Source organism: Caloramator sp. E03, assembly GCF_006016075.1.
Lineage (GTDB): Bacteria > Bacillota > Clostridia > Clostridiales > Caloramatoraceae > Caloramator_B.
Genome location: NZ_CP040093.1, coordinates 2767879 through 2790417 on the forward strand (window position 1 = coordinate 2767879; position 22539 = coordinate 2790417).

24 protein-coding genes are annotated in these 22539 nt (G+C 31.9%); 23 read left to right on the forward strand and 1 reads right to left on the reverse strand.

All coding sequences use genetic code 11. The features are described 5' to 3' along the window. The first annotated feature begins 76 nt into the window (after positions 1 to 76). From hisZ to FDN13_RS13150, 13 genes are read left to right on the forward strand one after another with little or no spacing between them, the layout of a single operon-like run. Positions 77 to 1351, forward strand: a complete 1275-nt coding sequence (gene hisZ, locus FDN13_RS13095; RefSeq protein WP_138980798.1) for an ATP phosphoribosyltransferase regulatory subunit — start codon at positions 77 to 79, stop codon at positions 1349 to 1351. Positions 1352 to 1365: 14 nt separating this feature from the next. Continuing rightward, positions 1366 to 2007 (forward strand): ATP phosphoribosyltransferase, encoded by a 642-nt coding sequence (gene hisG, locus FDN13_RS13100; RefSeq protein ID WP_138980799.1) that lies wholly within the window; start codon positions 1366 to 1368, stop codon positions 2005 to 2007. Next, positions 1985 to 3283 carry a histidinol dehydrogenase gene (hisD, locus tag FDN13_RS13105; protein WP_138980800.1) on the forward strand — a complete coding sequence of 433 codons (1299 nt, stop codon included), beginning with the start codon at positions 1985 to 1987 and terminating at the stop codon, positions 3281 to 3283. Before hisG ends, hisD begins: the two co-directional genes overlap by 23 nt. Beyond that, complete coding sequence (gene hisC / locus FDN13_RS13110; protein ID WP_138980801.1) at positions 3267 to 4322, forward strand: histidinol-phosphate transaminase; 1056 nt, start codon at positions 3267 to 3269, stop codon at positions 4320 to 4322. The genes hisD and hisC overlap by 17 nt, the downstream gene beginning before the upstream one ends. Further along, on the forward strand, positions 4315 to 4902 hold the full coding sequence (hisB, locus tag FDN13_RS13115) for an imidazoleglycerol-phosphate dehydratase HisB (RefSeq protein ID WP_138980802.1): 588 nt from the start codon (positions 4315 to 4317) through the stop codon (positions 4900 to 4902). Before hisC ends, hisB begins: the two co-directional genes overlap by 8 nt. A 17-nt stretch (positions 4903 to 4919) precedes the next feature. Then, positions 4920 to 5525: an imidazole glycerol phosphate synthase subunit HisH gene (hisH, locus tag FDN13_RS13120; RefSeq protein ID WP_138980803.1), complete on the forward strand. Its 606-nt coding sequence runs from the start codon at positions 4920 to 4922 to the stop codon at positions 5523 to 5525. Continuing rightward, positions 5522 to 6256: a 1-(5-phosphoribosyl)-5-[(5-phosphoribosylamino)methylideneamino]imidazole-4-carboxamide isomerase gene (gene hisA, locus FDN13_RS13125; RefSeq protein ID WP_138980804.1), complete on the forward strand. Its 735-nt coding sequence runs from the start codon at positions 5522 to 5524 to the stop codon at positions 6254 to 6256. Before hisH ends, hisA begins: the two co-directional genes overlap by 4 nt. Continuing rightward, positions 6225 to 7010, forward strand: a complete 786-nt coding sequence (gene hisF, locus FDN13_RS13130; protein ID WP_138980805.1) for an imidazole glycerol phosphate synthase subunit HisF — start codon at positions 6225 to 6227, stop codon at positions 7008 to 7010. Before hisA ends, hisF begins: the two co-directional genes overlap by 32 nt. Beyond that, on the forward strand, positions 6988 to 7608 hold the full coding sequence (gene hisIE / locus FDN13_RS13135; protein ID WP_138980806.1) for a bifunctional phosphoribosyl-AMP cyclohydrolase/phosphoribosyl-ATP diphosphatase HisIE: 621 nt from the start codon (positions 6988 to 6990) through the stop codon (positions 7606 to 7608). Before hisF ends, hisIE begins: the two co-directional genes overlap by 23 nt. Next, positions 7598 to 7723: a hypothetical protein gene (locus FDN13_RS14510; protein ID WP_256372265.1), complete on the forward strand. Its 126-nt coding sequence runs from the start codon at positions 7598 to 7600 to the stop codon at positions 7721 to 7723. Before hisIE ends, FDN13_RS14510 begins: the two co-directional genes overlap by 11 nt. Then, positions 7717 to 7899 (forward strand): hypothetical protein, encoded by a 183-nt coding sequence (locus tag FDN13_RS13140; RefSeq protein ID WP_138980807.1) that lies wholly within the window; start codon positions 7717 to 7719, stop codon positions 7897 to 7899. The genes FDN13_RS14510 and FDN13_RS13140 overlap by 7 nt, the downstream gene beginning before the upstream one ends. 1 nt (position 7900) lies before the next feature. Beyond that, complete coding sequence (locus FDN13_RS13145; RefSeq protein ID WP_138980808.1) at positions 7901 to 8653, forward strand: EFR1 family ferrodoxin; 753 nt, start codon at positions 7901 to 7903, stop codon at positions 8651 to 8653. An 11-nt stretch (positions 8654 to 8664) separates the two neighbouring features. Continuing rightward, entirely contained in the window at positions 8665 to 9615 is a 951-nt protein-coding gene (locus tag FDN13_RS13150) for a flavodoxin domain-containing protein (RefSeq protein ID WP_138980809.1), read from the forward strand. A 23-nt stretch (positions 9616 to 9638) separates the two neighbouring features. On the opposite strand, the gene FDN13_RS13155 is transcribed toward FDN13_RS13150, so the two are convergent. Then, positions 9639 to 9836 carry a DUF378 domain-containing protein gene (locus tag FDN13_RS13155; RefSeq protein WP_138980810.1) on the reverse strand — a complete coding sequence of 66 codons (198 nt, stop codon included), beginning with the start codon at positions 9834 to 9836 and terminating at the stop codon, positions 9639 to 9641. Between the two features lie 129 nt (positions 9837 to 9965). Here FDN13_RS13155 and FDN13_RS13160 point away from each other — a divergent pair, with 129 nt between their 5' ends. The 10 genes from FDN13_RS13160 (at position 9966) to FDN13_RS13205 (ending at position 22537) form a co-directional block, all read left to right on the forward strand. Further along, positions 9966 to 10508: a hypothetical protein gene (locus FDN13_RS13160; RefSeq protein ID WP_138980811.1), complete on the forward strand. Its 543-nt coding sequence runs from the start codon at positions 9966 to 9968 to the stop codon at positions 10506 to 10508. A gap of 175 nt (positions 10509 to 10683) precedes the next feature. Beyond that, the gene (gene pyrB / locus FDN13_RS13165; RefSeq protein WP_138980812.1) at positions 10684 to 11601 is read left to right on the forward strand and encodes an aspartate carbamoyltransferase; all 918 of its coding nucleotides are present in this window, start codon (positions 10684 to 10686) and stop codon (positions 11599 to 11601) included. Positions 11602 to 11608: 7 nt separating this feature from the next. Further along, positions 11609 to 12046 (forward strand): aspartate carbamoyltransferase regulatory subunit, encoded by a 438-nt coding sequence (locus tag FDN13_RS13170; RefSeq protein WP_138980813.1) that lies wholly within the window; start codon positions 11609 to 11611, stop codon positions 12044 to 12046. Beyond that, the gene (locus FDN13_RS13175) at positions 12043 to 13242 is read left to right on the forward strand and encodes a dihydroorotase (protein ID WP_138980814.1); all 1200 of its coding nucleotides are present in this window, start codon (positions 12043 to 12045) and stop codon (positions 13240 to 13242) included. The genes FDN13_RS13170 and FDN13_RS13175 overlap by 4 nt, the downstream gene beginning before the upstream one ends. Next, on the forward strand, positions 13232 to 14098 hold the full coding sequence (gene pyrF, locus FDN13_RS13180) for an orotidine-5'-phosphate decarboxylase (protein ID WP_138980815.1): 867 nt from the start codon (positions 13232 to 13234) through the stop codon (positions 14096 to 14098). Before FDN13_RS13175 ends, pyrF begins: the two co-directional genes overlap by 11 nt. After that, positions 14082 to 14828, forward strand: coding sequence for a dihydroorotate dehydrogenase electron transfer subunit (locus FDN13_RS13185; RefSeq protein ID WP_207670894.1), 747 nt, complete (start codon positions 14082 to 14084; stop codon positions 14826 to 14828). Before pyrF ends, FDN13_RS13185 begins: the two co-directional genes overlap by 17 nt. Next, positions 14815 to 15717, forward strand: a complete 903-nt coding sequence (locus FDN13_RS13190; protein ID WP_138980817.1) for a dihydroorotate dehydrogenase — start codon at positions 14815 to 14817, stop codon at positions 15715 to 15717. The genes FDN13_RS13185 and FDN13_RS13190 overlap by 14 nt, the downstream gene beginning before the upstream one ends. Positions 15718 to 15720: 3 nt before the next feature. Further along, on the forward strand, positions 15721 to 16275 hold the full coding sequence (gene pyrE / locus FDN13_RS13195) for an orotate phosphoribosyltransferase (protein WP_138980818.1): 555 nt from the start codon (positions 15721 to 15723) through the stop codon (positions 16273 to 16275). Between the two features lie 309 nt (positions 16276 to 16584). Continuing rightward, complete coding sequence (gene gltB / locus FDN13_RS13200) at positions 16585 to 21114, forward strand: glutamate synthase large subunit (protein ID WP_138980819.1); 4530 nt, start codon at positions 16585 to 16587, stop codon at positions 21112 to 21114. Position 21115: 1 nt separating this feature from the next. Next, positions 21116 to 22537, forward strand: coding sequence for a glutamate synthase subunit beta (locus tag FDN13_RS13205; RefSeq protein ID WP_138980820.1), 1422 nt, complete (start codon positions 21116 to 21118; stop codon positions 22535 to 22537). The last annotated feature ends 2 nt before the right edge of the window (positions 22538 to 22539 follow it).

The following is a 22539-nucleotide window of genomic DNA, read 5'->3' on the forward strand; positions in this document are numbered from 1 at the left end:
ATAATAAAGAAGATATATTATTATATTAATAATTTAGCATGGTAAAGTGATAAAAAATTAAAGTGAGGGATGGGATTTGGAAAATTTATTTGGAATAATACCAGAAGGTGTTGAGGATATATTTTACCACGAATATGAAGTAAAGGAGAATGCTATATTAAAGGTAAAAGACATATTTAAAAGTTATGGTTACAGACCTATATCTACTCCGAGTTTTGAGTATTATGATTTGTTTTATGAAATGGACTCAATTACAGATAGGGATGAAATGTTTAAGCTCATAGATGAAAATGGGAAAATACTGGTTCTAAGGCCGGATATGACAATACCTATTGCAAGGATTGCAGCTTTAAATTTTAATAATATTCATGGAAGTTTAAAGCTGTCTTATGTAGAGAATGTATATAGAAGAAGTAATAATGGAGCAGGTTACGGAAAAAAAGAATTTGTTCAAGCAGGAATAGAATATTTTGGGAAAAGTGAAGCAGATTCAGATGCAGAAGTTATTGCAGTTGGAATAAAAAGCCTTATTGACTGCTCATTAACAGATATAACTATTGAAATAGGGCATGTAGGCTTTGTTAAAGGGATACTTGAAAGCTGTGATATATCAAAAAAACATTATGAAGATATAAGAAAATATATTGAGAGTAAAAATTATGATGAACTTGAAAGAGTACTAAATGAGGCAAAACTACCAAAAAAATATAAGGATACTTTACTTAACGTTATTTATCTCTATGGCGATCCTAATGAAGTGCTCTTAAAGGCTGAAAAAATGATATTAAATAGAGGAATGGAACAATCGCTTTATAATATGAAAGATATATATGAAATTTTAAAGCTATACGGTTATAAAAAATATATAACTTTTGATTTAGGGCTTATTAATCATATTAATTATTATACCGGTGCTATATTTAAGGGGTATGTAAACAGCTATGGAAGAGAAGTTATGAGTGGAGGAAGGTATGATACCCTTACACAAAGGTTTGGAAAATTTATTCCTGCAACTGGTTTAGGTTTGAATATAGATGAGATTATGGAGGTGATAGGTATGGGGGAAATTGGAGATATGTTTAAAACAGACTACATTTTAATCTATAGCAACGAAACGAGGGATAAAGCTCTATCAATTGCATCAAAACTTAGAGAAAACAATTTCATTGTTGAAACAGAACTATTGAATGAAATAAGTTTAAATAATAGCAAACAGGCAAGGGAAGTGGTTTATATTTCTAAAGATGGTTTAAAAGTTAAGAATATGGAAAATGGAGCAGTTTACGTATGTAAAGAAGATAGATTTTTAAAGCATGTTCTTTTTAATAATATTATAACACCAATTCATTAGCGGAGGAGAGAAAAGTGGATTATTTAAGTATAGCGCTTGCAAAGGGAAGAATAGCAAATAAAGCAATAAATATTTTAAAAGATTGTGGAATTAATTTTACAGATTATGAAAATTCAAGAAAACTCATATTTGAAGATAAAAGCTCCAAAACAAGAATTATACTTGTAAAAGCAGATGATGTTCCTATTTATGTTGAAAGTGGTGTTGCAGATGTTGGAATTGTTGGTAAAGATACAATTTTAGAATCAGATTCTAATGTATATGAAATAATGGACTTAGGTTTTGGAAGGTGTAACTTTGTTGTAGCAGCTTTAAAGGACTTCTGCTATAGAAAAGGAAAAAAATTAAAAGTTGCTACTAAATATCCAAAGGTTGCAAGGGAATATTTTATTAAAAAGAAAGAACCAGTTGATATTATTAAGCTTAATGGTTCAGTTGAACTTGCACCTATAGTAGGTATTAGTGATGTGATAGTTGATATTGTTGAAACAGGGACAACTCTTAAGGAGAATGGACTTGTAGTTCTTGAAGAAATATGTCCTATAAGTGCAAGACTTATTTCAAATAAAGTGAGTTTTAAAAATAAGTCTGAGGATATTAAAAATTTGGCTGATTGTTTCGGGAGGCAAAGGGATGAGAAGGATATATGTAAATGAAAATAATTTTAAACAGGCGATAAAGAATATAAATGAAAGAAGTGAAAAATTCTACAGGGAAATTGATAATGTTGTTTTAAATATAATCAATGATGTTAAGGAAAAAGGAGATAAAGCATTACTTTATTATACAAATGCCTTTGATAAGGTAAATTTAGATGATTTAAAGGTAAAAGATAAGGAAATTGAAAATGCATTAAGTATTGTTCAAGAGGAGTTTATAGAGATACTAAAAGAGGCAAAAAAGAATATCTATGAATATCATGAAAAAACTCTGCAAAGTTCTTGGATGATGTATAAAAATGAAGGGATAATTTTAGGACAGAAGGTAAGCCCTATTGAAAGAGTTGGAATATATGTTCCAGGGGGAAAGGCAGCCTATCCTTCAACAGTTTTAATGAATGCTATTCCAGCACAGATTGCCGGTGTAGAATCAATAGTTTTAGTGTCACCTCCTGATAAAAATGGCTCAATTAGTCCTTATATACTTGCAGCTGCCTGGGTATGTGGCATAAAGGAAATATATAAAATAGGTGGAGCACAGGCAATAGCAGCTCTTGCTTATGGAACGGAAACTATTAAGCCTGTATATAAAATAACAGGTCCAGGAAATATATATGTTGCAAGGGCAAAAAGCATGGTATATGGGAAAGTTGATATAGATATGGTGGCAGGTCCAAGTGAAATATGTGTTGTTGCAGATGAAAGCTCAGATACAAAATTCATAGCAGCAGATATGCTATCCCAAGCTGAGCATGATGAAAATGCAGCATCTATTTTAATAACAACAAGTGAAAAGGTTGCATATAAAGTTATTGAAAATATAAATACTCAATTAAAATATTTGAGTCGAAAGGATATTATTGAAAAATCATTAGAAAGTAATTGCAGAATATTTATAACAGATAATATTAAAACCTGCATTAATATTTGCAATGAAATTGCACCAGAGCACCTTGAGATTATGGTAGAAAACCCCTTTGAACTGCTTCCTTTAGTTAAAAATGCAGGGGCTATTTTTTTAGGGAAATTTTCTCCAGAGCCCCTTGGAGATTATTTTGCAGGTCCTAATCATACCCTTCCAACTTCAGGTACAGCAAAATTCTCATCACCTTTAAGTGTTGAGAGTTTTATGAAAAAATCAAGTATTATTTACTATGATGAAATGAATTTAAAAAATATAAAAGATAAGATAATAAAGTTTGCAAATAATGAAGGGCTCGATGCTCATGCTAATTCTATAAAAGTGAGGTTTGATTATGGAGAAGCTAATTAAAAAGAGTGTATATGAATTAGAGGCATATAGTGCAGTTAATGAACTTTGTGAAATAAAACTTGATGCTAATGAAAACCCTAACGATTTATTTAGAAATTATCATGAATATTTTTTAAATGAAATTATAAAAAATAATATAAACAGATATCCTGATCCTACTAGCCTTAGATTAAGAAAAGAACTTTCAAAATATACTGGCATTGATGAGGATAATTTAATATGTGGGAATGGTTCTGATGAAATAATTGGGTTGATAATAAATGCTTTTGTAGACAAAGGAGATAATGTGGTAATACATGTTCCAACCTTTTCAATGTACAAAATTACTGCAAGAATATCAGGAGCAAAGGTTATCGAAGTAGAAAGTGATGAGGACTTTAATATAGACATAAACAAAATTATTAAAAAAGCAAATGAAAATAATGCAAAGCTTATATTCCTTTGCAACCCTAATAATCCTACAGGAAATGTAATAAAAAGGGATGATATATTAAAAGTTTTGCATGATACAAATAGTATAGTTGTTGTTGATGAAGCTTATTTTGAATTTTATGGGCAAACAGTTATAGATAAGATTGATGAGGATAGGCTTATAGTTATTAGAACTCTTTCAAAGGCTTTTGCTCTTGCTGGAGCAAGAATAGGATATGCTGCTGCAGCCACGAAAATTATTAATGTTTTAAATAAAATAAGGTCCCCGTATAACCTCAATATATTTTCACAAATTACAGGGGTTATAATGCTTAAGCATGTTGATGATGTTAGAAAAAGTATAGATGAAATAAAATGTGAAAAAGAATATATACTAAATCAGCTTCAAGGTTTAAATGGGATAAAAGTTTATAATGGCTGTGGGAATTTCTTGCTTATCCGTTTTCAAGAATTCAATAAAGCTGTAAAACTACTAAAAGAACATGGTATTTCAGTAAAATCATTTAATTCGGATATCCTAAAAGGATGTATAAGGGTTACAATTGGAAAAAGACATGAGAATGATAAATTTATAAATACTGTAAAGAGAGTGGTTAATAATGAATAGAGAAACAAATATATTAAGAAAAACAAATGAAACAGATATTAATATGTATTTATGTATAGATGGTAAAGGACGAGGGGAGATTGATACTAAAATAGGATTTTTAAATCACATGTTAGATCTTTTTTCAAAACATAGCTTTTTTGATTTAAAAATCAAAGCTGTTGGCGATATAGAAGTTGATAATCACCATACAGTTGAAGATTTAGGTATTGTTCTTGGACAGGCTTTTTTAAACTGCATAGGAGATAAAAAGGGAATTTCAAGGTATTCTACAGTATTTACACCAATGGATGAGGCTCTTTCTATGGTTTCAATTGATATAAGTGGAAGAGGGTATCTAATATTTGACGTTCCATTCAATAAGGAGTTTATTGGTAATTTCGAAACTGAGCTTATAAAAGAATTTTTTTATGCATTTGCAATAAATTCTAAAACTACCCTTCATATTAAATTAATGTATGGAGAAAACAGTCATCATATTGCTGAATCTATATTTAAAGGGTTTGGAAGAGTACTATATAATGCTTCAAGAGTTGATGAAAAAATTGAGGGCGTTTTATCGACAAAAGGAAGTCTATAGAATATAGGAGGTTGGGTATGATTGCAATAATTGATTATGGAGCAGGGAATTTAAAAAATGTTTATAGAGCAGTTATTAATATGGGCTTTGATGCAAAGGTAACGTCAAAGGCTGAAGATATAAATAATAGTAAAGCTATGATACTTCCAGGGGTTGGAGCCTTTGGAGATGCTATTTATAACCTTGAAAAGGCAGATTTAATTGATTGTATAAAAGAAAACATTTCTAAGGGCAAATATATTCTTGGAATATGCTTGGGATTTCAGCTTTTTTATGATGTAAGCTATGAAGGAGGATGTTATAAAGGATTAGGTCTTTTGAAAGGAGAAGTAGTAAGATTTAGCGGAAAGTTAAAAGTGCCTCATATAGGATGGAATAGCCTTGTTTTTAATAAAGAAGATGAAATTGTAAAAGGAATTAGAAATAACGATTATGCTTATTTTGTGCACTCTTATTATGTTAAGCCTGATAACTTTGAAGATGTAATTTTATATTGTGATTATGAAGTTAAGGTTCCTGCTATTGTAAGGAACAACAATATAATAGGTATGCAGTTTCATCCCGAAAAAAGTGGGAAAGTTGGGGGAAAACTTTTAAAAAATTTTGGGGAGTTGATAAAGTGATAATATTTCCAGCAATTGATATTAAAAATGGCAGATGTGTTAGGCTAACACAGGGTAATCAAAAGTATGAAGAAGTTTTTTATGATAATCCTGTTGATGCTGCAATGTTATGGGAAAAATTAGGGGCAGAATATTTACATGTTGTTGATTTAGATGGTGCATTTTGTGGGCAGCCTCAAAATAAGCATATAGTCAAAAATATAATAGAATCAGTAGATATTCCTTTACAGCTTGGAGGAGGAATTAGAACCATTAAAGATATTGAAGAGGTAATCTCATTAGGAGTAAAAAGGGTGATTTTAGGAACTGCAGCAATATCCAATAAGGAATTAATAATAAATGCATTAAAAGAATACGGGGATAATATTGCAGTATCTATTGATGCAAAAGATGGCTATGCTGCAATAAATGGATGGATGGAAGTGAGCAATAAAAACGCCTTTGATTTGGCAATAGAGCTTGAAAGATTAGGATTAAGATACCTTATATATACGGATATACTAAAGGATGGGATGTTGTCAGGTCCTAATTTTGAACATATAAGATTGCTAAAAAATAAAACAAATTTAAATATAATTGTTTCTGGTGGAATAAGTTCTGCAGATGACTTGTTAGAGTTGAAAAAACTTGGTGTTTATGGGGCAATTGTTGGAAAGGCTCTTTATACAGGGCAAATAAAAGATTTTGGAGGGATTGTGCTTGCTTGCAAAGAGGATTATTCCCTGTCTTGATGTAAAAGATGGAAGAGTTGTCAAGGGGAAAAGGTTTAAAGATATATGTGATGTTGATGATCCTGTTAAGTTGTCAGAGTATTATAATGAAGAAGGAGCGGATGAACTTGTATTTTATGATATAACCGCATCCTTTGAGAAGAGAAATATATTTTTAAATGTTGTCGAAAAGGTTGCAGAGAAAATCAACATACCTTTTACTGTAGGAGGAGGTATTAATAGTATAGAAGATTTTAGAGCAGCTTTGTTAGCAGGAGCAGATAAGGTGTCAGTTAATACGTCAGCTGTTCGAGATCCAGATATTATTAAAAAAGCAGCATTAAAATTTGGAAGCCAGTGTGTGGTATTATCTATGGATGTTAAAAAAACTGAAAATGGATACTATAAAGTATTTATAAATGGAGGAAGAGTTGAAACAAATCTTGAGGCTATATCTTGGGCTAAAACTGGGGAGAACCTTGGAGCAGGAGAGATAGTATTAAACAGTATTGACTGTGATGGAGTAAAAAATGGATATGACATTGAACTTACAAGGGCAATTGCAGAGGCCGTAAATATTCCTGTTATAGCTTCAGGAGGTGCAGGAAATATGGAGCATTTTAGTGAAGTTTTAAAATATGGTAAAGCTGATGCAGCTTTAGCAGCATCTATATTTCACTATGGGGACATTAAAATAAAAGATCTTAAGGATTATTTAGCTAAGGATGGAATTTGTGTAAGGAGGGAATATTATGACGCTGCAGATAAAGTTTGATGATAATGGGCTCATACCAGCAATAATTCAAGATGAAAAAAGTAAAAAAGTACTTATGTTAGCATATATGAATGAGGAGTCAATAGAAAAAACGATTACTACTGGAACAACATGGTTTTATAGTAGAAGTAGGAAAAAACTTTGGAATAAAGGAGAAACCTCAGGAAATTATCAGAAAGTAAAGAGGATAAGTTTTGACTGTGATTGTGATACAGTTCTCATTGAGGTTGAACCTCTTGGAAATGCATGTCATACAGGAAGTAGCAGCTGTTTTTTTAATGAATTTTATGTAGATGAAGATAAGAGCAGTGATGATAAAGAAATAATAATAAATCTTTATGAAAGAATTATGAACCGTAAGCAAAATCCTAAAGAAGGTTCATATACTAACTATCTTTTTAATAAAGGAATAGATAAGATATTAAAAAAAGTTGGAGAGGAGTCAAGTGAAGTTATTATAGCTTCTAAAAACGATAGTAGAGAAGAAATGATTTATGAAATATCTGATCTTTTGTATCATGTACTTGTGCTTATGGTAGATAAAGGAATATCAATTGAGGATATTAAGAAGGAAATTAAAAGAAGATATGAAAAGTAGAGAACTTAAAATATATGTAATAAGAATAATAAAAGCAGGATTAAAGTTTAATCTTGCTTTTATTTTTGATATAATATTTTTAATAAATTATGATATGAGAGGTTTAAAATGGTAAAGATTATAAACAGCAATTGTAAAAAATGTCCTTATTTAAAAGCAGGAAGTTGTAGTGGAGAAGATAAACAATGTATTTGCAGGTTCTGCCCAAGAAATATTGCTACATGTATCACTGTAAAATGGTGCAGGGAAACAGAATCACCATTAATAATAGAATATAGATCAGAGGGATAGAATGAAAGGTGCTATAGTTTATTTTTCAGGTACAGGTAATACAGAATTTGTGGCTAAAAATTTTAAAGATGAGTTCCAAAAAAGAAACATTGAATGTGTACTAATAGATATTAGCAAAAAAAAGAAAATAAATGATGATTATAATTTTTATGTTTTTGGATGTCCTATACATTCAGATCTTTTTCCAGATTACTTTATTGATTTTATTAATAATAACATTAAGTACGGAAACAGAAGAAAATGTATTATATTTTCTACCCAGGCAAGTAATTCAGCTGCCGGGGCAGATTATCTTGGAGAAATATTAAATAAAAAAGATTTTGAAATAATGGCTAAAATAATGGTTAAAATGCCTCAAAATTTTTTTATAGCAGGATTTAAAAAAACTCCTCAAGATGAATGTGAAAAACTTAAAAAAGATGCACAGGCTTATGTGAAATCTATTGTTGAAAGTTTCTTAGAAGGTAAAAAGGTTTTAAATAATGTTTCAAATTTAAGATTAGTTTTTGGTAAGGCAATATATAAAATGTTTAAAAAATATGCATTAAATTGGGCTAAGAATAAGCTTAAAGTTGATATGTCTGTATGTGTAAAATGTCAAAAATGCATTCAAAACTGTCCTACTAAAAATATAACATTTGATGAAACAATAAAATTTAAATCCCAATGTATATGTTGCCAAAGGTGTATTCATGGTTGTCCTGTGAATGCCTTTTATTTTAAAGGGAAAAGGGTTTCTCAATATAAAATTTAAGGGGGGTTTATATGAAAAAAACTTTAATAATATGTGAAAGTAAATATGGTACTACAAAAAAAGCAGCAGATACTTTAGCCTTAATATTAGGACCATCGAAGGTCATATCCTGTAATGAATTTAATGAAGAATACAAAAATTATGATTTTTTTGTTTTAGGATCTCCAATATACATGGAGAGTTTTGATGAGAAAATTATTCGTTTTGCCATAGAAGAAAGAGATTTTTTAAGAACAAAGAAAATTGCTCTGTTTTGTACGTGCCTTGCTAAATCAAAGGAAAAGGAATATTTTAAACCGATAATATCAATCCTTGAAAAAGAATGTATAGTAACAGCTAAAGCACTTGGTGGTGCTTTAAAGCTTAAAGAACTGGAAAAAGAAGATATGGATCTTCTAATTAGTTTTTCTGAAAAAGCAAAGATTGTTTTAAAGGATGCTGATTTTTATGATGTTAAGGAGGTTGTGGATTTAGGCCTTGAAATTAAAGGCTTTAGGGATAAAATAATTCCGTCTGCTCCTTATTTAAAGGTTAAGTTTTTATTAGAGGAATTTTTAAAATGCCACAATACCTGTACTCTTTCAACATCATTTAATGGTAGGGTTAGAGGAACGCCTATAGAATATACTTATGAAGATGGATATATATATTTATTTAGTGAGGGTGGAGAAAAATTTGCCAATATATTATTAAATGAAAATGTTTCAATTTCTATATACGATAATTATGATAATATGACTAAGCTTGCAGGGGTACAGATTTTTGGTAAAGCCTATATAGTACCATATAGAGGTAAGGAATACTGTGATATAGCACAAATAAAAGGACTTAATGTTGAGCAGCTTCTAAAACTGCCAATTAAAATGAATATTATAAAGATTAAGTTAATAAGAGCAGAGATTTTATTTTCAAAATTCAAAACCATGGGGTATGATATAAGACAAATATTCAATTTTGAATAATAAAAGGATGGGAAGATCCATCCTTATTTTTTATTAGCAATAAGATCAGATAGAAGATATATGCCGGATAGCCCAACAAGTGTATATATAATTCTTGAAATTAAGCTGCTTGCCCCTCCAAAGAGGGTAGCTACAAGGTCAAATTGAAAAAGCCCTACGAGCCCCCAATTTATAGCTCCAATTAGTACAAGTATCAATGCTACTTTGTATAGTTTTTTCACTTACAACCCTCCGATTATTATTCTATATAATAATATTTCCATTGTTTAATATTTATGCTATTTAATATTTATAATTTTTTGTATAATAATAATTAGATTGATAATAAATAATAATGTTGAGGGGTAGTTATGAGGAAAGTAACAAATATTATTTTCTTTTTTCTTCTTACGATTACGATATTTTATTTTTATAATAATTTTGATATTAAAAAAGGTCTTACTATAGATGAAATAAATAAAATTGCAGCAAGCAGGATAAATAAAACTGAAGGTGAAAAAATATTAAATAGCCTAAAAAATATAGACCTTAGCAGATTAGATATAGATAAACAAGAAAGCATTTTAAAGTTTATTGGAGATCAAAATCTTTTTGAAGGTAACAGACTTAAGGATTTTATAAATTCTTCTAAAAAGCTTGAGGGTATTTCAAAGGAATTATATTATAAAGTTTTATATGGCATCTATACCAAAAACCCTTCAGAGTTTTTAAAAAAAGTATTATATTTAAATACTGATGATATGGGAAAAATATTAAAAGCCTTTAGTGATAAATATATTGAAAAACCAAAACTTATATCGGATTTACAAGATATATTAAAAAATGGAAAGCTTAATAAAGAACAAAAGGATAAAATTAATAAGATAATCCATGAAATTAAAAACTCATATTGACACTCTACAGGGTTTGTGATATTATATTAAAAATGCCTTTAAGCTGGTACTGCGATACCGGGAAGGATGTGATGAGAGCAATTCTAAAATTGTGTATTTTTATGCCTTCCCATGAGGAAGGCTTTTATTTTAAAAACTTTTAATTTGTCCAGTGAGGCAAAAAAGGAGGAATAATATGTTAAAAGGAAGACATTTAATTGACCCTATGGATTTTTCAGTTGAGGAAATTGACAGTATACTTGATCTTGCAGATAAAATTGTTGAAAATCCAGAAAAATATGCTCATGCATGCGATGGAAAGTTAATGGCAACACTTTTTTATGAGCCAAGTACAAGAACAAGATTTAGCTTTGAAGCTGCGATGTTAAGGCTTGGAGGTAAAGTAATAGGATTCTCAGAGCCTAATTCAAGTTCTGTTGCTAAAGGGGAAAGTGTTGCAGATACTATAAGAACCATATCCTGCTATGCAGATATTGCAGTTATGAGGCATCCTAAGGAAGGTGCTCCAAAGGTTGCATCCTTATATTCTGAAATTCCACTTATCAATGCTGGAGATGGAGGTCATCAGCATCCAACTCAAACCTTAACAGATCTTTTAACTATAAGATCAGTTAAAAAAACATTATCAAATCTTACAATTGGCCTGTGTGGCGATTTAAAATTCGGAAGAACAGTTCATTCATTAATAAAATCCATGTCGAGATATGAAAATAATAAATTTCTATTGATTTCCCCAAAAGAGCTTAAAGTTCCAGATTATATTAGAAAAGAAGTATTAGAAAAGAAAAACATAGAATTTAAAGAGGTTGAGAGAATAGAAGAGGTTATTGATACGCTTGATATACTTTATGTAACAAGAGTGCAGAGAGAAAGGTTTTTCAATGAAGAGGACTATGTTAGGTTAAAGGACAGTTATATTCTTGATATGAAAAAAATGAAAATGGCAAAAGAAGATATGATAGTTATGCATCCTCTTCCAAGGGTAAACGAAATAGCTTATGAGGTGGACAGTGATAAAAGGGCCTATTACTTTAAACAAGCAAAGTATGGAATGTTTGTTAGAATGGCACTTATTATGAAGCTATTGGGGTAGATGAGATATGTTAACAATAAATAGCATTAAAAAAGGAATAGTAATAGATCATATTAAAGCTGGCTGTGGAATAAAAATATTCAACTATCTTAACCTTGATAAGGCAGACTTTAGAGTTGCACTTATAATGAATGTTGAAAGTCAAAAACTTGGAAAAAAAGACATAATTAAAATAGAAAATGTTATAGACCTTGACTATACTGTTCTTGGGCTTATAGATCCTAATATAACGATAGATATTATAGAAGATGAGAAAATAAAAAATAAAATAAAACTGAAGTTGCCTAGTAAAGTTGTAGATGTCATAAAATGCAAAAATCCACGCTGTATAACCTCCATAGAGAAATATGTTCAAAATGTGTTTTATCTTGTGGATGAAGCAAAGGGAGAATATAGATGTCAGTATTGTGATGAGGTTCATAGGCTTGAGGAGGCAAAGGTATGAAACTCCTTATAAAAAATGTAAGGATAATAGATAGTGAGAAGGATTTTATTGGTGATGTTTATATAAATGAAGGGATTATAAAGGAAATAGGAAAAGGAATTGAAAAGAGTTGTAAAGTGGTAGATGGAAAAGGCCTTATTCTAATGCCTTCATTTATAGATTTACACTGCCATTTCAGAGATCCGGGCCTTACCTATAAAGAGGATTTATTATCAGGAAGTCTTGCTGCAGTCTGCGGAGGATATACAGCAGTTAATCTTATGGCAAATACAAAGCCTGTTTGCTCTGATATGGAAACTGTTGGTTATGTTTTGAATAAAGCAAAGAATATTGGACTTATAGATGTGCATCAATGCGTATCTGTAACTAAAGATATGAATGGTGATGATGTAAGCCACCTTAAAAATATAAGTTACCCAGTAAAGTTTATTTCTGAGGATGGGAAGGGAATTCTAAAGGATGATGTAATGCTAAGGGCAATGAGCATTGCAAGGGAAAAAGGATTTACAGTAATATCACATCCAGAACATGAGGAATATGTAAAGTGGGACAAAAGGTTATCTGAAAACTATATGACTATGAGGGACATTGAAGCTGCTAAAAAGACTGGATGTCATCTTCACATAGCTCATATTAGTACAAAAGAAGCTATGATGATGGTTAAAAATGCAAAAAAAGAAGGTTTTAATATAACCTGTGAGGTTACACCTCATCATATAAGCCTTTGTGATAAAGTTATGTACAGAGTAAATCCACCCTTAAGATTAAAGAAAGATGTAGAATTTTTAATAAATTCTATTAAAGAAGGGTATGTTGATGTTATTGCAACGGATCATGCACCTCATACGCTTGATGATAAATTAAATGGTGCACCTGGAATATCAGGGATTGAAACGGCTTTTTCTGTATGTTATACATCCCTTGTAAAAAATGGTTATATCACACTTAATATGCTTTCAAATCTTATGTCAAAAAGGCCATCTGAAATAATGGGATTAAATAAAGGAAGAATAGATATAGGCTTTGATGGGGATTTAGTTCTTGTAGACATAGACAAAAAGTATAAAGTTAATGCTAATAAATTTAAATCAAAAGGGAAGAATACCCCATTTGATGGAATGGAACTTTATGGTGTGGTTGTTTTAACAGTTAAGGGTGGAAGAGTTGTTTATAGGAGTGATGAATATGATAATTGATAAGCTTTATGAAAATGTTGAAAAGAAAAGCTGCCTGTGTGTTGGGCTTGATGTTTCACCTGAATATATACCTGAATCCATTAAAGCTAAATACAATACATTAGCAGAGGCTATATTTCAATTTAACAAGAGAATAATAGATGCTACCTTTGACATAGTATCATGCTATAAGGTTCAGATAGCCTATTATGAAGCTTTAGGAATAGAAGGATTATTTACGTATATGAAAACCTTAAAATATATAAAGTCCCTCGGAGGAATTGTAATAGGTGACATTAAAAGAGGAGATATATCAAGCACTGCAAAGATGTATGCTAAAGCTCATTTTGAAGGTGATTTTGAATGTGACTTTATAACCTTAAACCCCTATATGGGATTTGATAGCATAGAGCCCTATCTTGAATATGTAAAAAACAAAAATAAAGGATTGTTTATACTTTTAAGGACTTCTAACCCTGGTGCAAAGGACGTTCAGTATATAGAAAGCAAAGATAATAAAAAGGTTTTCTTTCATGTAGGAGATGAAATTCATAAAATATCAAAGGACTATAAGGGGGAGTGTAATTATAGCAGTATAGGTGCAGTTGTAGGTTGTACCTATATGGAAGAAGCACAAAACATTAGAAATAGCTATAAAGATATGTTCTTTTTAATACCAGGCTATGGGGCTCAAGGAGGGAAGGCAAAAGATGTTGCCCTCTATCTTAATAATGGGAATGGGGGAGTCGTTAATTCATCAAGGGCTATACTTTTAGCCTATAAAAATTATGAAAATGGTGAATTAAGATTTGATGAATGTTCAAGGTTTGAAGTTTTAAAGATGAAAGGAGAGATTGAAAGTGCAATTAAGCTGTAAAAATGGACGGGTAATTGAAAATGTTAATCTCTCAAAGGATGTTTTTAGGATAGAAGTTGAAGGTGACTTTAACATAAAACCAGGTCAGTTTTTTATGTTAAGGTGCTATGACGAAGAACCAATTTTATCAAGACCTATAAGTGTACATGATAATGAGGATGGTGTTGTAAGTTTTTTATATCAAAGAAAGGGAAGAGGAACAAGTATCATGACAAAGTTGAAAAAATATGATGATATAAAATTAACTGGTCCCTTAGGAAATGGATTTGATATAGAAAAAATAAAAGGTAAAATTGCAATAGTTACAGGTGGTATTGGAATAGCACCTATGCTTTATACAGTGAAAAAGCTAAGGGAATGTGATATAGATTTATATGCAGGATTTAAAGATGAAATTTACTCTGTAGATGAGTTTGCGCAATATGTTTCTAATATATATATATCAACAGAAAGTGGGCAATATGGATATAAAGGTTATGTAACTGACATTTTCAGCCCCTTTGAATATAATGTGGTACTTTGTTGTGGACCAGAGGTTATGATGGAAAAGATAGTTAAGGTTTGTAAAACTTATGCAACACCAGTTTATGTTTCAATGGAAAGGCATATGGCCTGTGGAATTGGAGCCTGTCTTGGATGTACATGTGAAACAAAACATGGAAATAAAAGGGTATGCAAAGACGGACCGATATTTTATGGTAGGGATGTGTTTATAGGTGCTAAATGTTAATATATGTAACGTTGAATTAAAAAATCCTGTTATTGCAGCATCAGGGACCTTTGGGTTTGGTGAAGAATATTCAGCACTCTTTGATGTTGGAATACTTGGAGGAATATGTACAAAAGGATTGACTTTAAACAAAAAAGAAGGAAATAAAGGAATAAGGCTTCATGAAACAAGGGCAGGGCTTATAAATAGTATAGGCCTTCAAAATCCTGGAATAGAATATTTTATAGAGCATGAACTTCCCAAAATGAAGAATATGAATACTGCTATAATTGCAAACCTTGGTGGAGGAACTGTTGAAGAATATATAGAAGGAGCAAAAAAATTAAGTTGCAGTGAAGTTGATATGATAGAGCTTAACATATCCTGCCCTAATGTAAAAAGTGGTGGGATAGCCTTTGGAATTAAATCTGAAACTGCATATAAGGTTGTATCGAAAGTAAAGGAGTATTGCAAAAAGCCTCTTATAGTAAAACTATCTCCAAATGCTGAAGATATAATTGATATGGCAATAAAATGCTGCGAAGCTGGGGCTGATGCATTATCGCTAGTAAATACTTTCAAGTCCCTTGCAATTGACATATATAAAAAGAAACCTGTTTTTGATAATGTATTTGCTGGCTTATCAGGACCTTGTATAAAGCCAATTGCTCTAAGGATGGTTTATGAGGTTTGTGGGATAGTCGATGTTCCTGTTATAGGGATAGGAGGAATATCATCCTATAAAGATGCAATAGAGTTTATAATGGCTGGTGCAACAGCAATTCAAGTTGGTACAGCGAATTTTATAAATCCAATGATATGTGTAGAAATTATAGAAGGAATTAAAAGTTTTATGGAAGAACAAGGGATTAAAGATATTAAAGAAATAAGAGGAATAGCAAGGAGGTAAAATATGATAGATATTTTAAAATCAGTAGATGCTCTTTTAGAAGGACATTTTTTACTCTCTTCAGGAAGACACAGTAATAAATATATACAGTGTGCAAAGCTTTTACAGTATCCTGATAAGGCAGAAACAGTATTAAAGGTGGTTTGTGAAAAATTAAAGGGAATTGATTTTGATGTTGCAGTAGGACCTGCTATGGGAGGTATAATAGTTGCTTATGAGATAGGAAGACAGATGGGCAAAAGAGCAATATTTACTGAGAGAGAAAATAATGTTATGACCTTAAGAAGGGGATTTGAAATAAAAAAAGGTGAAAGGGTTTTAATTACAGAGGACGTTGTGACTACAGGCAAATCATCCCTTGAAGTTGCAACTCTTTTAGAAGGTTTAGGGGCACAGGTTATAGGAATTGCATGTATAGTTGACAGAGGAGGCGGCAATTTAAAATATCCCGTATATAGCTGCGTGAAACTTAATGTGGAAAGCTACGAAAAAGATGATTGCCCTCTTTGTAGACAAGGAATAGCTTATGTTAAGCCAGGAAGCAGGGAAATTGTGTAAAATATGATGTAGAAGAGAATGTGTAGAATGTTGAAATGTTATCTACAGATATAATAAATGAGAATATACAGAAGAATTATATTCAAGAGGTTTATTTTTATTATGTTAAATTTGATGGATATTAATAAAAATAAGCCTCTTTTTATAATTATTAATATTATGAAACATATTTGATATAAAGATTCACATTTACTTTTTTTTAAATAATCTTAAGCAAAATTTTATTAAAAAATTGCAAGATACATATTGAAATAATTCATTTTTCTAACTATAATATTGATTAAATTAATTTTATGGAGGGGTTTGATTATGGAAAATATTGGGGGATTTCCGTCGAAGCAGGGACTTTACGACCCCGCGTTTGAAAAAGATAGCTGTGGAGTTGGATTTGTTGCAAACATCAGAGGAGAAAAAACGCACAGTATTGTTAAACAAGGACTACAGGTACTTGTAAATCTAACGCACAGAGGTGCAGTTGGATCTGATCCTAAAACTGGAGATGGAGCAGGGATTATGGTTCAGATTCCTGATGAATTCTTTAGGATCGAATGTGATAATTTAAAAATAGAACTTCCACCAGAGGGAGCTTATGCTGTAGGAATGATTTTTCTTCCTAGAGAACCTGCATTAAGACTACAATGTGAAGGGATTTTAGAAAGAATAATTGAAGAAGAAGGCCAAAAAGTATTAGGATGGAGGGATGTGCCTACAGATAATAAAGTTATAGGAGAGACTGCACTTGGGACTGAGCCTACAATAAGACAAATATTTGTTGGCAAAAATTGTGGCAGTGAGATGGAATTTGAAAGGAAACTATATTTAATTAGAAAAAGAGCAGAAAATGAGGTTAAGAAACTAGTTAAAAGAGGTTCAGGATATTTTTATATCTGCAGCCTTTCAAGTAGGACTATAGTTTATAAAGGTCTATTATTGGCAAATCAAATTAAGGGATATTATATTGATCTTAATGATATAAACTTTAAGAGTGGAATTGCAGTTGTACATCAAAGATACAGCACAAATACTTTCCCAACTTGGGATTTGGCACAACCATTTAGATTCCTTGCACATAACGGTGAAATCAATACAATTAGAGGAAATAGGAACTGGATGCATGCAAGGGAAGGAGTTTTAAAGTCAGATACATTTGGTGATGATTTGAGTAAATTATTTCCGATAATAACTCCTAATGGAAGTGATTCGGCGTCACTTGATAATATTTTAGAACTTTTATATATGGACGGCAGAACTCTTCCACATGCAATGATGATGTTAATACCAGAGGCTTGGGAAGGCAATAAAGAAATGGATAGTTATAAGCGTGCTTTTTATGAATATCATGCATCACTTGTAGAGCCATGGGATGGTCCTGCAACAGTTGTATTTTGCAATGGTAAACAGGTTGGAGTTACACTTGATAGAAATGGACTTAGACCAGCACGATTTGTTATTACTAAAAGTGGACTTATAGTAATGGCATCCGAAATTGGTGTACTTGATTTTGAACCAGAAGAAATAGAACATAAAGGAAAGCTAAAGCCTGGGAAAATGTTGCTTGTGGATACAGAGCGAGGCAAAGTTTTGAGGGATGAAGAGATTAAAAAAGAAGTGTGCTCTGAAAAGCCTTATGCTGAGATGATTGCTAAAAATAAACTTATACTTGATAATTATTCGCCTATTATTGAAAATACAGAGATTGATCCAGAAATTTTAAAAGAAAAGCAAATAGCCTTTGGATATACTTTAGAAGATCTTAATGTAATAATTGGCACAATGGCAAAAGACGGGAAAGAACCTGTAGGTTCTATGGGAAATGATACTCCTCTTGCAGTATTATCAAATAAGAATCAGCTTTTATTCTCGTATTTTAAACAACTGTTTGCACAAGTTACTAATCCTCCAATTGATCCAATTCGTGAGGGACTTGTAATGTCACTTATGAATTTTCTTGGAGCTCAGGAAAATATTCTTAACAAGGATTTTTCAGATAATCCTTTTATTGAACTTGAAAGACCTGTTTTAACTGATTTAGAAATGGCAAAGATTAAAAATTTCAAAAATAAAGATTTTAAAGCAATAACGATACCAATTACCTTTAAATATGATTCAGGGGTAGAAGGATTTAAACATGCACTTGAAAAAATATGTGAGAGGGCATCAAGAAGAATTGAAGAAGGTTATAACATTTTAATTCTTAGCGATAAAAAAATAGATGCTTATGAAGTTGCAATACCAAGTTTATTAGCTGTTTCAGCAGTGCATCATCATCTAATAAGAGAGAAGACAAGAACTAAGATCTCCTTAATAGTTGAAACAGGTGAAGCAAGAGAAACAATGCATTTTGCCCTTCTTTTAGGATATGGGGCAACAGCTGTTAATCCTTATTTAGCATTTCAAACTATAGAAAATCTTGTTAGAGAAGGTGAACTTGAGGATATAACAGTAGAAAAGGCAAAAGATAATTACGTTAAGGCGGTATGCAATGGCTTGCTAAAGATATTATCAAAGATGGGAATTTGTACAATGGCAAGTTATCATGGTGCACAGATATTTGAAGCAATAGGTTTATCCGAGGATTTTATAAATAAATATTTTGAAGGAACACCATCAAGAATTGGCGGTATAGGAATTGATACAATTGCTGCTGAAACTCTTGAACGTCATAACAGAGCATTTAATAATGTTAGAAACCCTGTAACTGAATTAGATGTTGGTGGCCAGTATTCATGGAGAAAGGAAGGAGAAGCACATCTTTTCAATCCTGAAACAATATCAAAGCTTCAGCATGCAGTAAGGACAGGAGATTATAATATATATAAACAATATGCAAAAATGATAAATGAACAAAATAAAACACTTTATACTTTAAGAGGGATGTTTAAATTAAAATATCAAAATCCTATTCCCATTGATGAGGTTGAACCAGTTAGTGAAATTTTAAAAAGATTTTGTACAGGAGCAATGTCTTTTGGTTCTTTAAGTAAGGAAGCCCATGAAACCATTGCTATTGCAATGAATAGAATAGGAAGCAAGAGCAATTCTGGTGAAGGAGGAGAGGATCCGGAAAGATATAAGAAAAATCCTAATGGTGATGATAGAAGAAGTGCTATAAAACAAGTAGCATCGGGACGTTTTGGAGTTAATACAGAATACCTTGTAAACGCTGCAGAGCTACAAATAAAGATGGCTCAAGGTGCAAAACCAGGAGAAGGTGGGCAACTTGCTGGTTGGAAGGTAAATGCAGATGTTGCCAAGGTAAGACATTCCGTACCAGGTATTGATTTGATCTCTCCACCACCTCATCATGATATTTATTCTATTGAAGATTTATCCCAGTTAATCTATGATATAAAGTCCGTTAATCCATTGGCAAGGATAAGTGTAAAGCTTGTTTCAGAGGTTGGTGTAGGTACAGTTGCAGCCGGTGTTGCAAAGGCTCATGCAGACGTTATTTTGATTAGCGGATATGATGGAGGTACTGGTGCATCACCGATTTCATCAATTAAACATACAGGTATTCCATGGGAACTTGGACTTTCTGAAGCTCATCAGGTTCTTGTATTAAATAATTTAAGAAGTAGAGTAAGGCTTCAGGTTGATGGGCAGCTTAAAACAGGAAGGGATGTAGTAATTGCTGCGCTTCTTGGAGCAGAAGAGTTCGGATTTGCATCATCTGTTCTTGTATCATTAGGCTGTACAATGCTAAGAAATTGTCATAATAATGCATGCGAAATGGGAATTGCAACTCAAGATCCTGAACTTAGAAAGAACTTTAAAGGAAAAGTAGAGCATATTATAAACTTCTTTACTTTTATTGCTTGGGAAGTTAGAGAATTAATGGCACAGCTTGGATTTAGGACAATGAACGAAATGATAGGAAGGGTAGATAGAATAGAAATAAACGATAAAATTGATCATTGGAAGGCAAAAATGCTTGATCTATCACCAATACTATATAAACCAGATATGCCAAAGAGAATAAAAAGCTATTGTGTTATTGCACAAGATCATGGGTTAGAAAAATCTTTGGATTATAAGCTTATACAAATAGCAAGAAAAGCCCTTGATGAAGGTATTAAGGTAAAAGGAAGCTTTGAAATTAGAAATGTACACAGGGCTGTTGGTGCAATGCTAAGTGGTGAAATTGCAAGAAAATATGGTGATGAAGGATTACCAGAGGATACAATTGTGTTTAATTTTAAAGGTTCTGCAGGTCAAAGTTTTGGAGCATTTGGTGCAAAAGGTCTTACTTTAATTCTTGAAGGTGATGCAAATGATTATGTTGGAAAAGGATTATCAGGTGGAAAGGTAATATTAAAGGCTCCTTGTGGTGCTACCTTTAAACAGGATGAGAACTTTATTGCAGGTAATACAATATTATATGGTGCAACAAGTGGTAAACTTTTTATAAATGGACTTGTTGGAGAACGTTTTGCTGTAAGAAACAGTGGTGCTGAAGCAGTAGTTGAAGGTGCTGGAGATCATTGCTGTGAGTATATGACAGGTGGAGTAGTTGCTGTTTTGGGAAGAGTAGGAAGAAACTTTGCTGCAGGTATGAGTGGCGGTATTGCTTATGTATTAGATGAGGATGATACCTTAATGAAAAAATGCAATATGGAAATGGTAGAAATTGAAGATGTAACAGATAAAAGAGATATAGAAAAGCTTTATAACCTTATTAAGGAACACATAGAATGCACTAATAGTAAAAAGGCAATTAAAATAATAAACGAATGGGATAAATATGTTGTTAAATTCAAAAGAGTAATACCAACAGTATATAAATCAATTCTTGAAAAGATGTACAAAGTTGAAGAATCTATGGAAGTAGGTGCATAGTATGGGAAAGTTGATGGGGTTTAAGGAATATAAAAGAGAAACACCAAAAAAACGAAGAGTAGAAGAAAGAATTAAAGATTACAAAGAAATATATGAAAAACTTCCAGAACAAACATTAAAAAGACAGGCAGCAAGATGTATGAATTGTGGTACCCCTTTCTGCAATTGGGCTTGCCCTTTAGGAAATATAGCTCCAGATTTTAATCAAATGGTTTATAAAGGGCAGTGGGAGAAGGCATATAAAAGATTGTCATTAACCAGCCCTTTCCCAGAAATAACTGGAAGAGTATGCCCAGCATTATGTGAAGGCTCATGCACCCTTGGAGTAAATAGGGAACCAGTAACCGTTAGGGAGATAGAACTTTCAATAATTGAAAGGGCTTTTAACGAAGGATGGGTAAAACCTGTACCTCCAAGGGTTAGAACAAACAAGAATGTAGCAATAGTAGGTTCAGGACCGGCAGGATTATCTGCTGCAAAATATCTAAATTCTATGGGACACTTTGTCACAGTATTTGAAAAAGCAGATCAGGTTGGAGGATTATTAAGATACGGGATACCAGATTTTAAGCTTGAAAAAAATGTTTTAGACAGAAGAATTAAGTTGATGGAAGAGGAAGGAATAATATTTAAGACAAATGTTGAAATCGGCTCAAACTATGGAATTAATAGGCTTATGGCTGAATTTGATGCTATACTTCTTGCAGGAGGCTCATCAGTTCCAAGAGATTTGAATGTAGAAGGAAGAGAACTTGAAGGTGTCTACTTTGCAGTTGATTATCTGACACAGCAAAATAAAAGAGTTGCAGGAAAGCCTATAGATGGTAAAGAAATAGATGCAAAGGATAAAATAGTTATAGTAATTGGAGGAGGAGATACAGGTTCTGACTGCATAGGTACAGCTATAAGGCAAGGTGCAAAGAAAGTTTATCAATATGAAATCCTTCCTAAACCTCCAGTTGAAAGAGATGAAACAATGCCATGGCCTGAATTCCCCAGAACTCTTAAAGTAACAACATCTCATGAAGAAGGATGTATAAGGGAATGGTGCATATCTACTAAGAGGATACTTGGAAATAACGGAGTAGTTACAGGAGTTGAAACTGTAAAAGTAGAATGGATAAAAAATTCAAATGGGCAAATGATAATGAAAGAAATACCAGATTCTAAAGCAGTTCATAAAGCTGATCTTGTTATTATATGTATGGGCTTTTTACATCCAAATCATGATGGGATAATAAAGGATCTGGGACTTGAGCTTGATTCAAGAGGTAATGTATATACAGACGACAAATATATGACTTCAAAGAAAGGAATATTTGCAGCAGGTGATATGAGAACAGGACAATCATTGGTTGTGAAATGTATTTTTGATGGAAAGACAGCAGCAAAACATATAGATAGATATCTTTGTGAAGAATGATT

Bases quoted from the DNA above. Each gene is read 5' to 3' on its own strand.
- hisD (WP_138980800.1), top strand. From the start codon at position 1,985: ATGAGAAGGATATATGTAAATGAAAATAATTTTAAACAGGCGATAAAG.
- hisC (WP_138980801.1), top strand. From the start codon at position 3,267: ATGGAGAAGCTAATTAAAAAGAGTGTATATGAATTAGAGGCATATAGT.
- hisB (WP_138980802.1), top strand. From the start codon at position 4,315: ATGAATAGAGAAACAAATATATTAAGAAAAACAAATGAAACAGATATT.
- hisH (WP_138980803.1), top strand. From the start codon at position 4,920: ATGATTGCAATAATTGATTATGGAGCAGGGAATTTAAAAAATGTTTAT.
- hisIE (WP_138980806.1), top strand. From the start codon at position 6,988: ATGACGCTGCAGATAAAGTTTGATGATAATGGGCTCATACCAGCAATA.
- FDN13_RS14510 (WP_256372265.1), top strand. From the start codon at position 7,598: ATGAAAAGTAGAGAACTTAAAATATATGTAATAAGAATAATAAAAGCA.
- FDN13_RS13140 (WP_138980807.1), top strand. From the start codon at position 7,717: ATGGTAAAGATTATAAACAGCAATTGTAAAAAATGTCCTTATTTAAAA.
- FDN13_RS13145 (WP_138980808.1), top strand. From the start codon at position 7,901: ATGAAAGGTGCTATAGTTTATTTTTCAGGTACAGGTAATACAGAATTT.
- FDN13_RS13150 (WP_138980809.1), top strand. From the start codon at position 8,665: ATGAAAAAAACTTTAATAATATGTGAAAGTAAATATGGTACTACAAAA.
- FDN13_RS13160 (WP_138980811.1), top strand. From the start codon at position 9,966: ATGAGGAAAGTAACAAATATTATTTTCTTTTTTCTTCTTACGATTACG.
- pyrB (WP_138980812.1), top strand. From the start codon at position 10,684: ATGTTAAAAGGAAGACATTTAATTGACCCTATGGATTTTTCAGTTGAG.
- FDN13_RS13170 (WP_138980813.1), top strand. From the start codon at position 11,609: ATGTTAACAATAAATAGCATTAAAAAAGGAATAGTAATAGATCATATT.
- FDN13_RS13175 (WP_138980814.1), top strand. From the start codon at position 12,043: ATGAAACTCCTTATAAAAAATGTAAGGATAATAGATAGTGAGAAGGAT.
- pyrF (WP_138980815.1), top strand. From the start codon at position 13,232: ATGATAATTGATAAGCTTTATGAAAATGTTGAAAAGAAAAGCTGCCTG.
- pyrE (WP_138980818.1), top strand. From the start codon at position 15,721: ATGATAGATATTTTAAAATCAGTAGATGCTCTTTTAGAAGGACATTTT.
- gltB (WP_138980819.1), top strand. From the start codon at position 16,585: ATGGAAAATATTGGGGGATTTCCGTCGAAGCAGGGACTTTACGACCCC.
- FDN13_RS13205 (WP_138980820.1), top strand. From the start codon at position 21,116: ATGGGAAAGTTGATGGGGTTTAAGGAATATAAAAGAGAAACACCAAAA.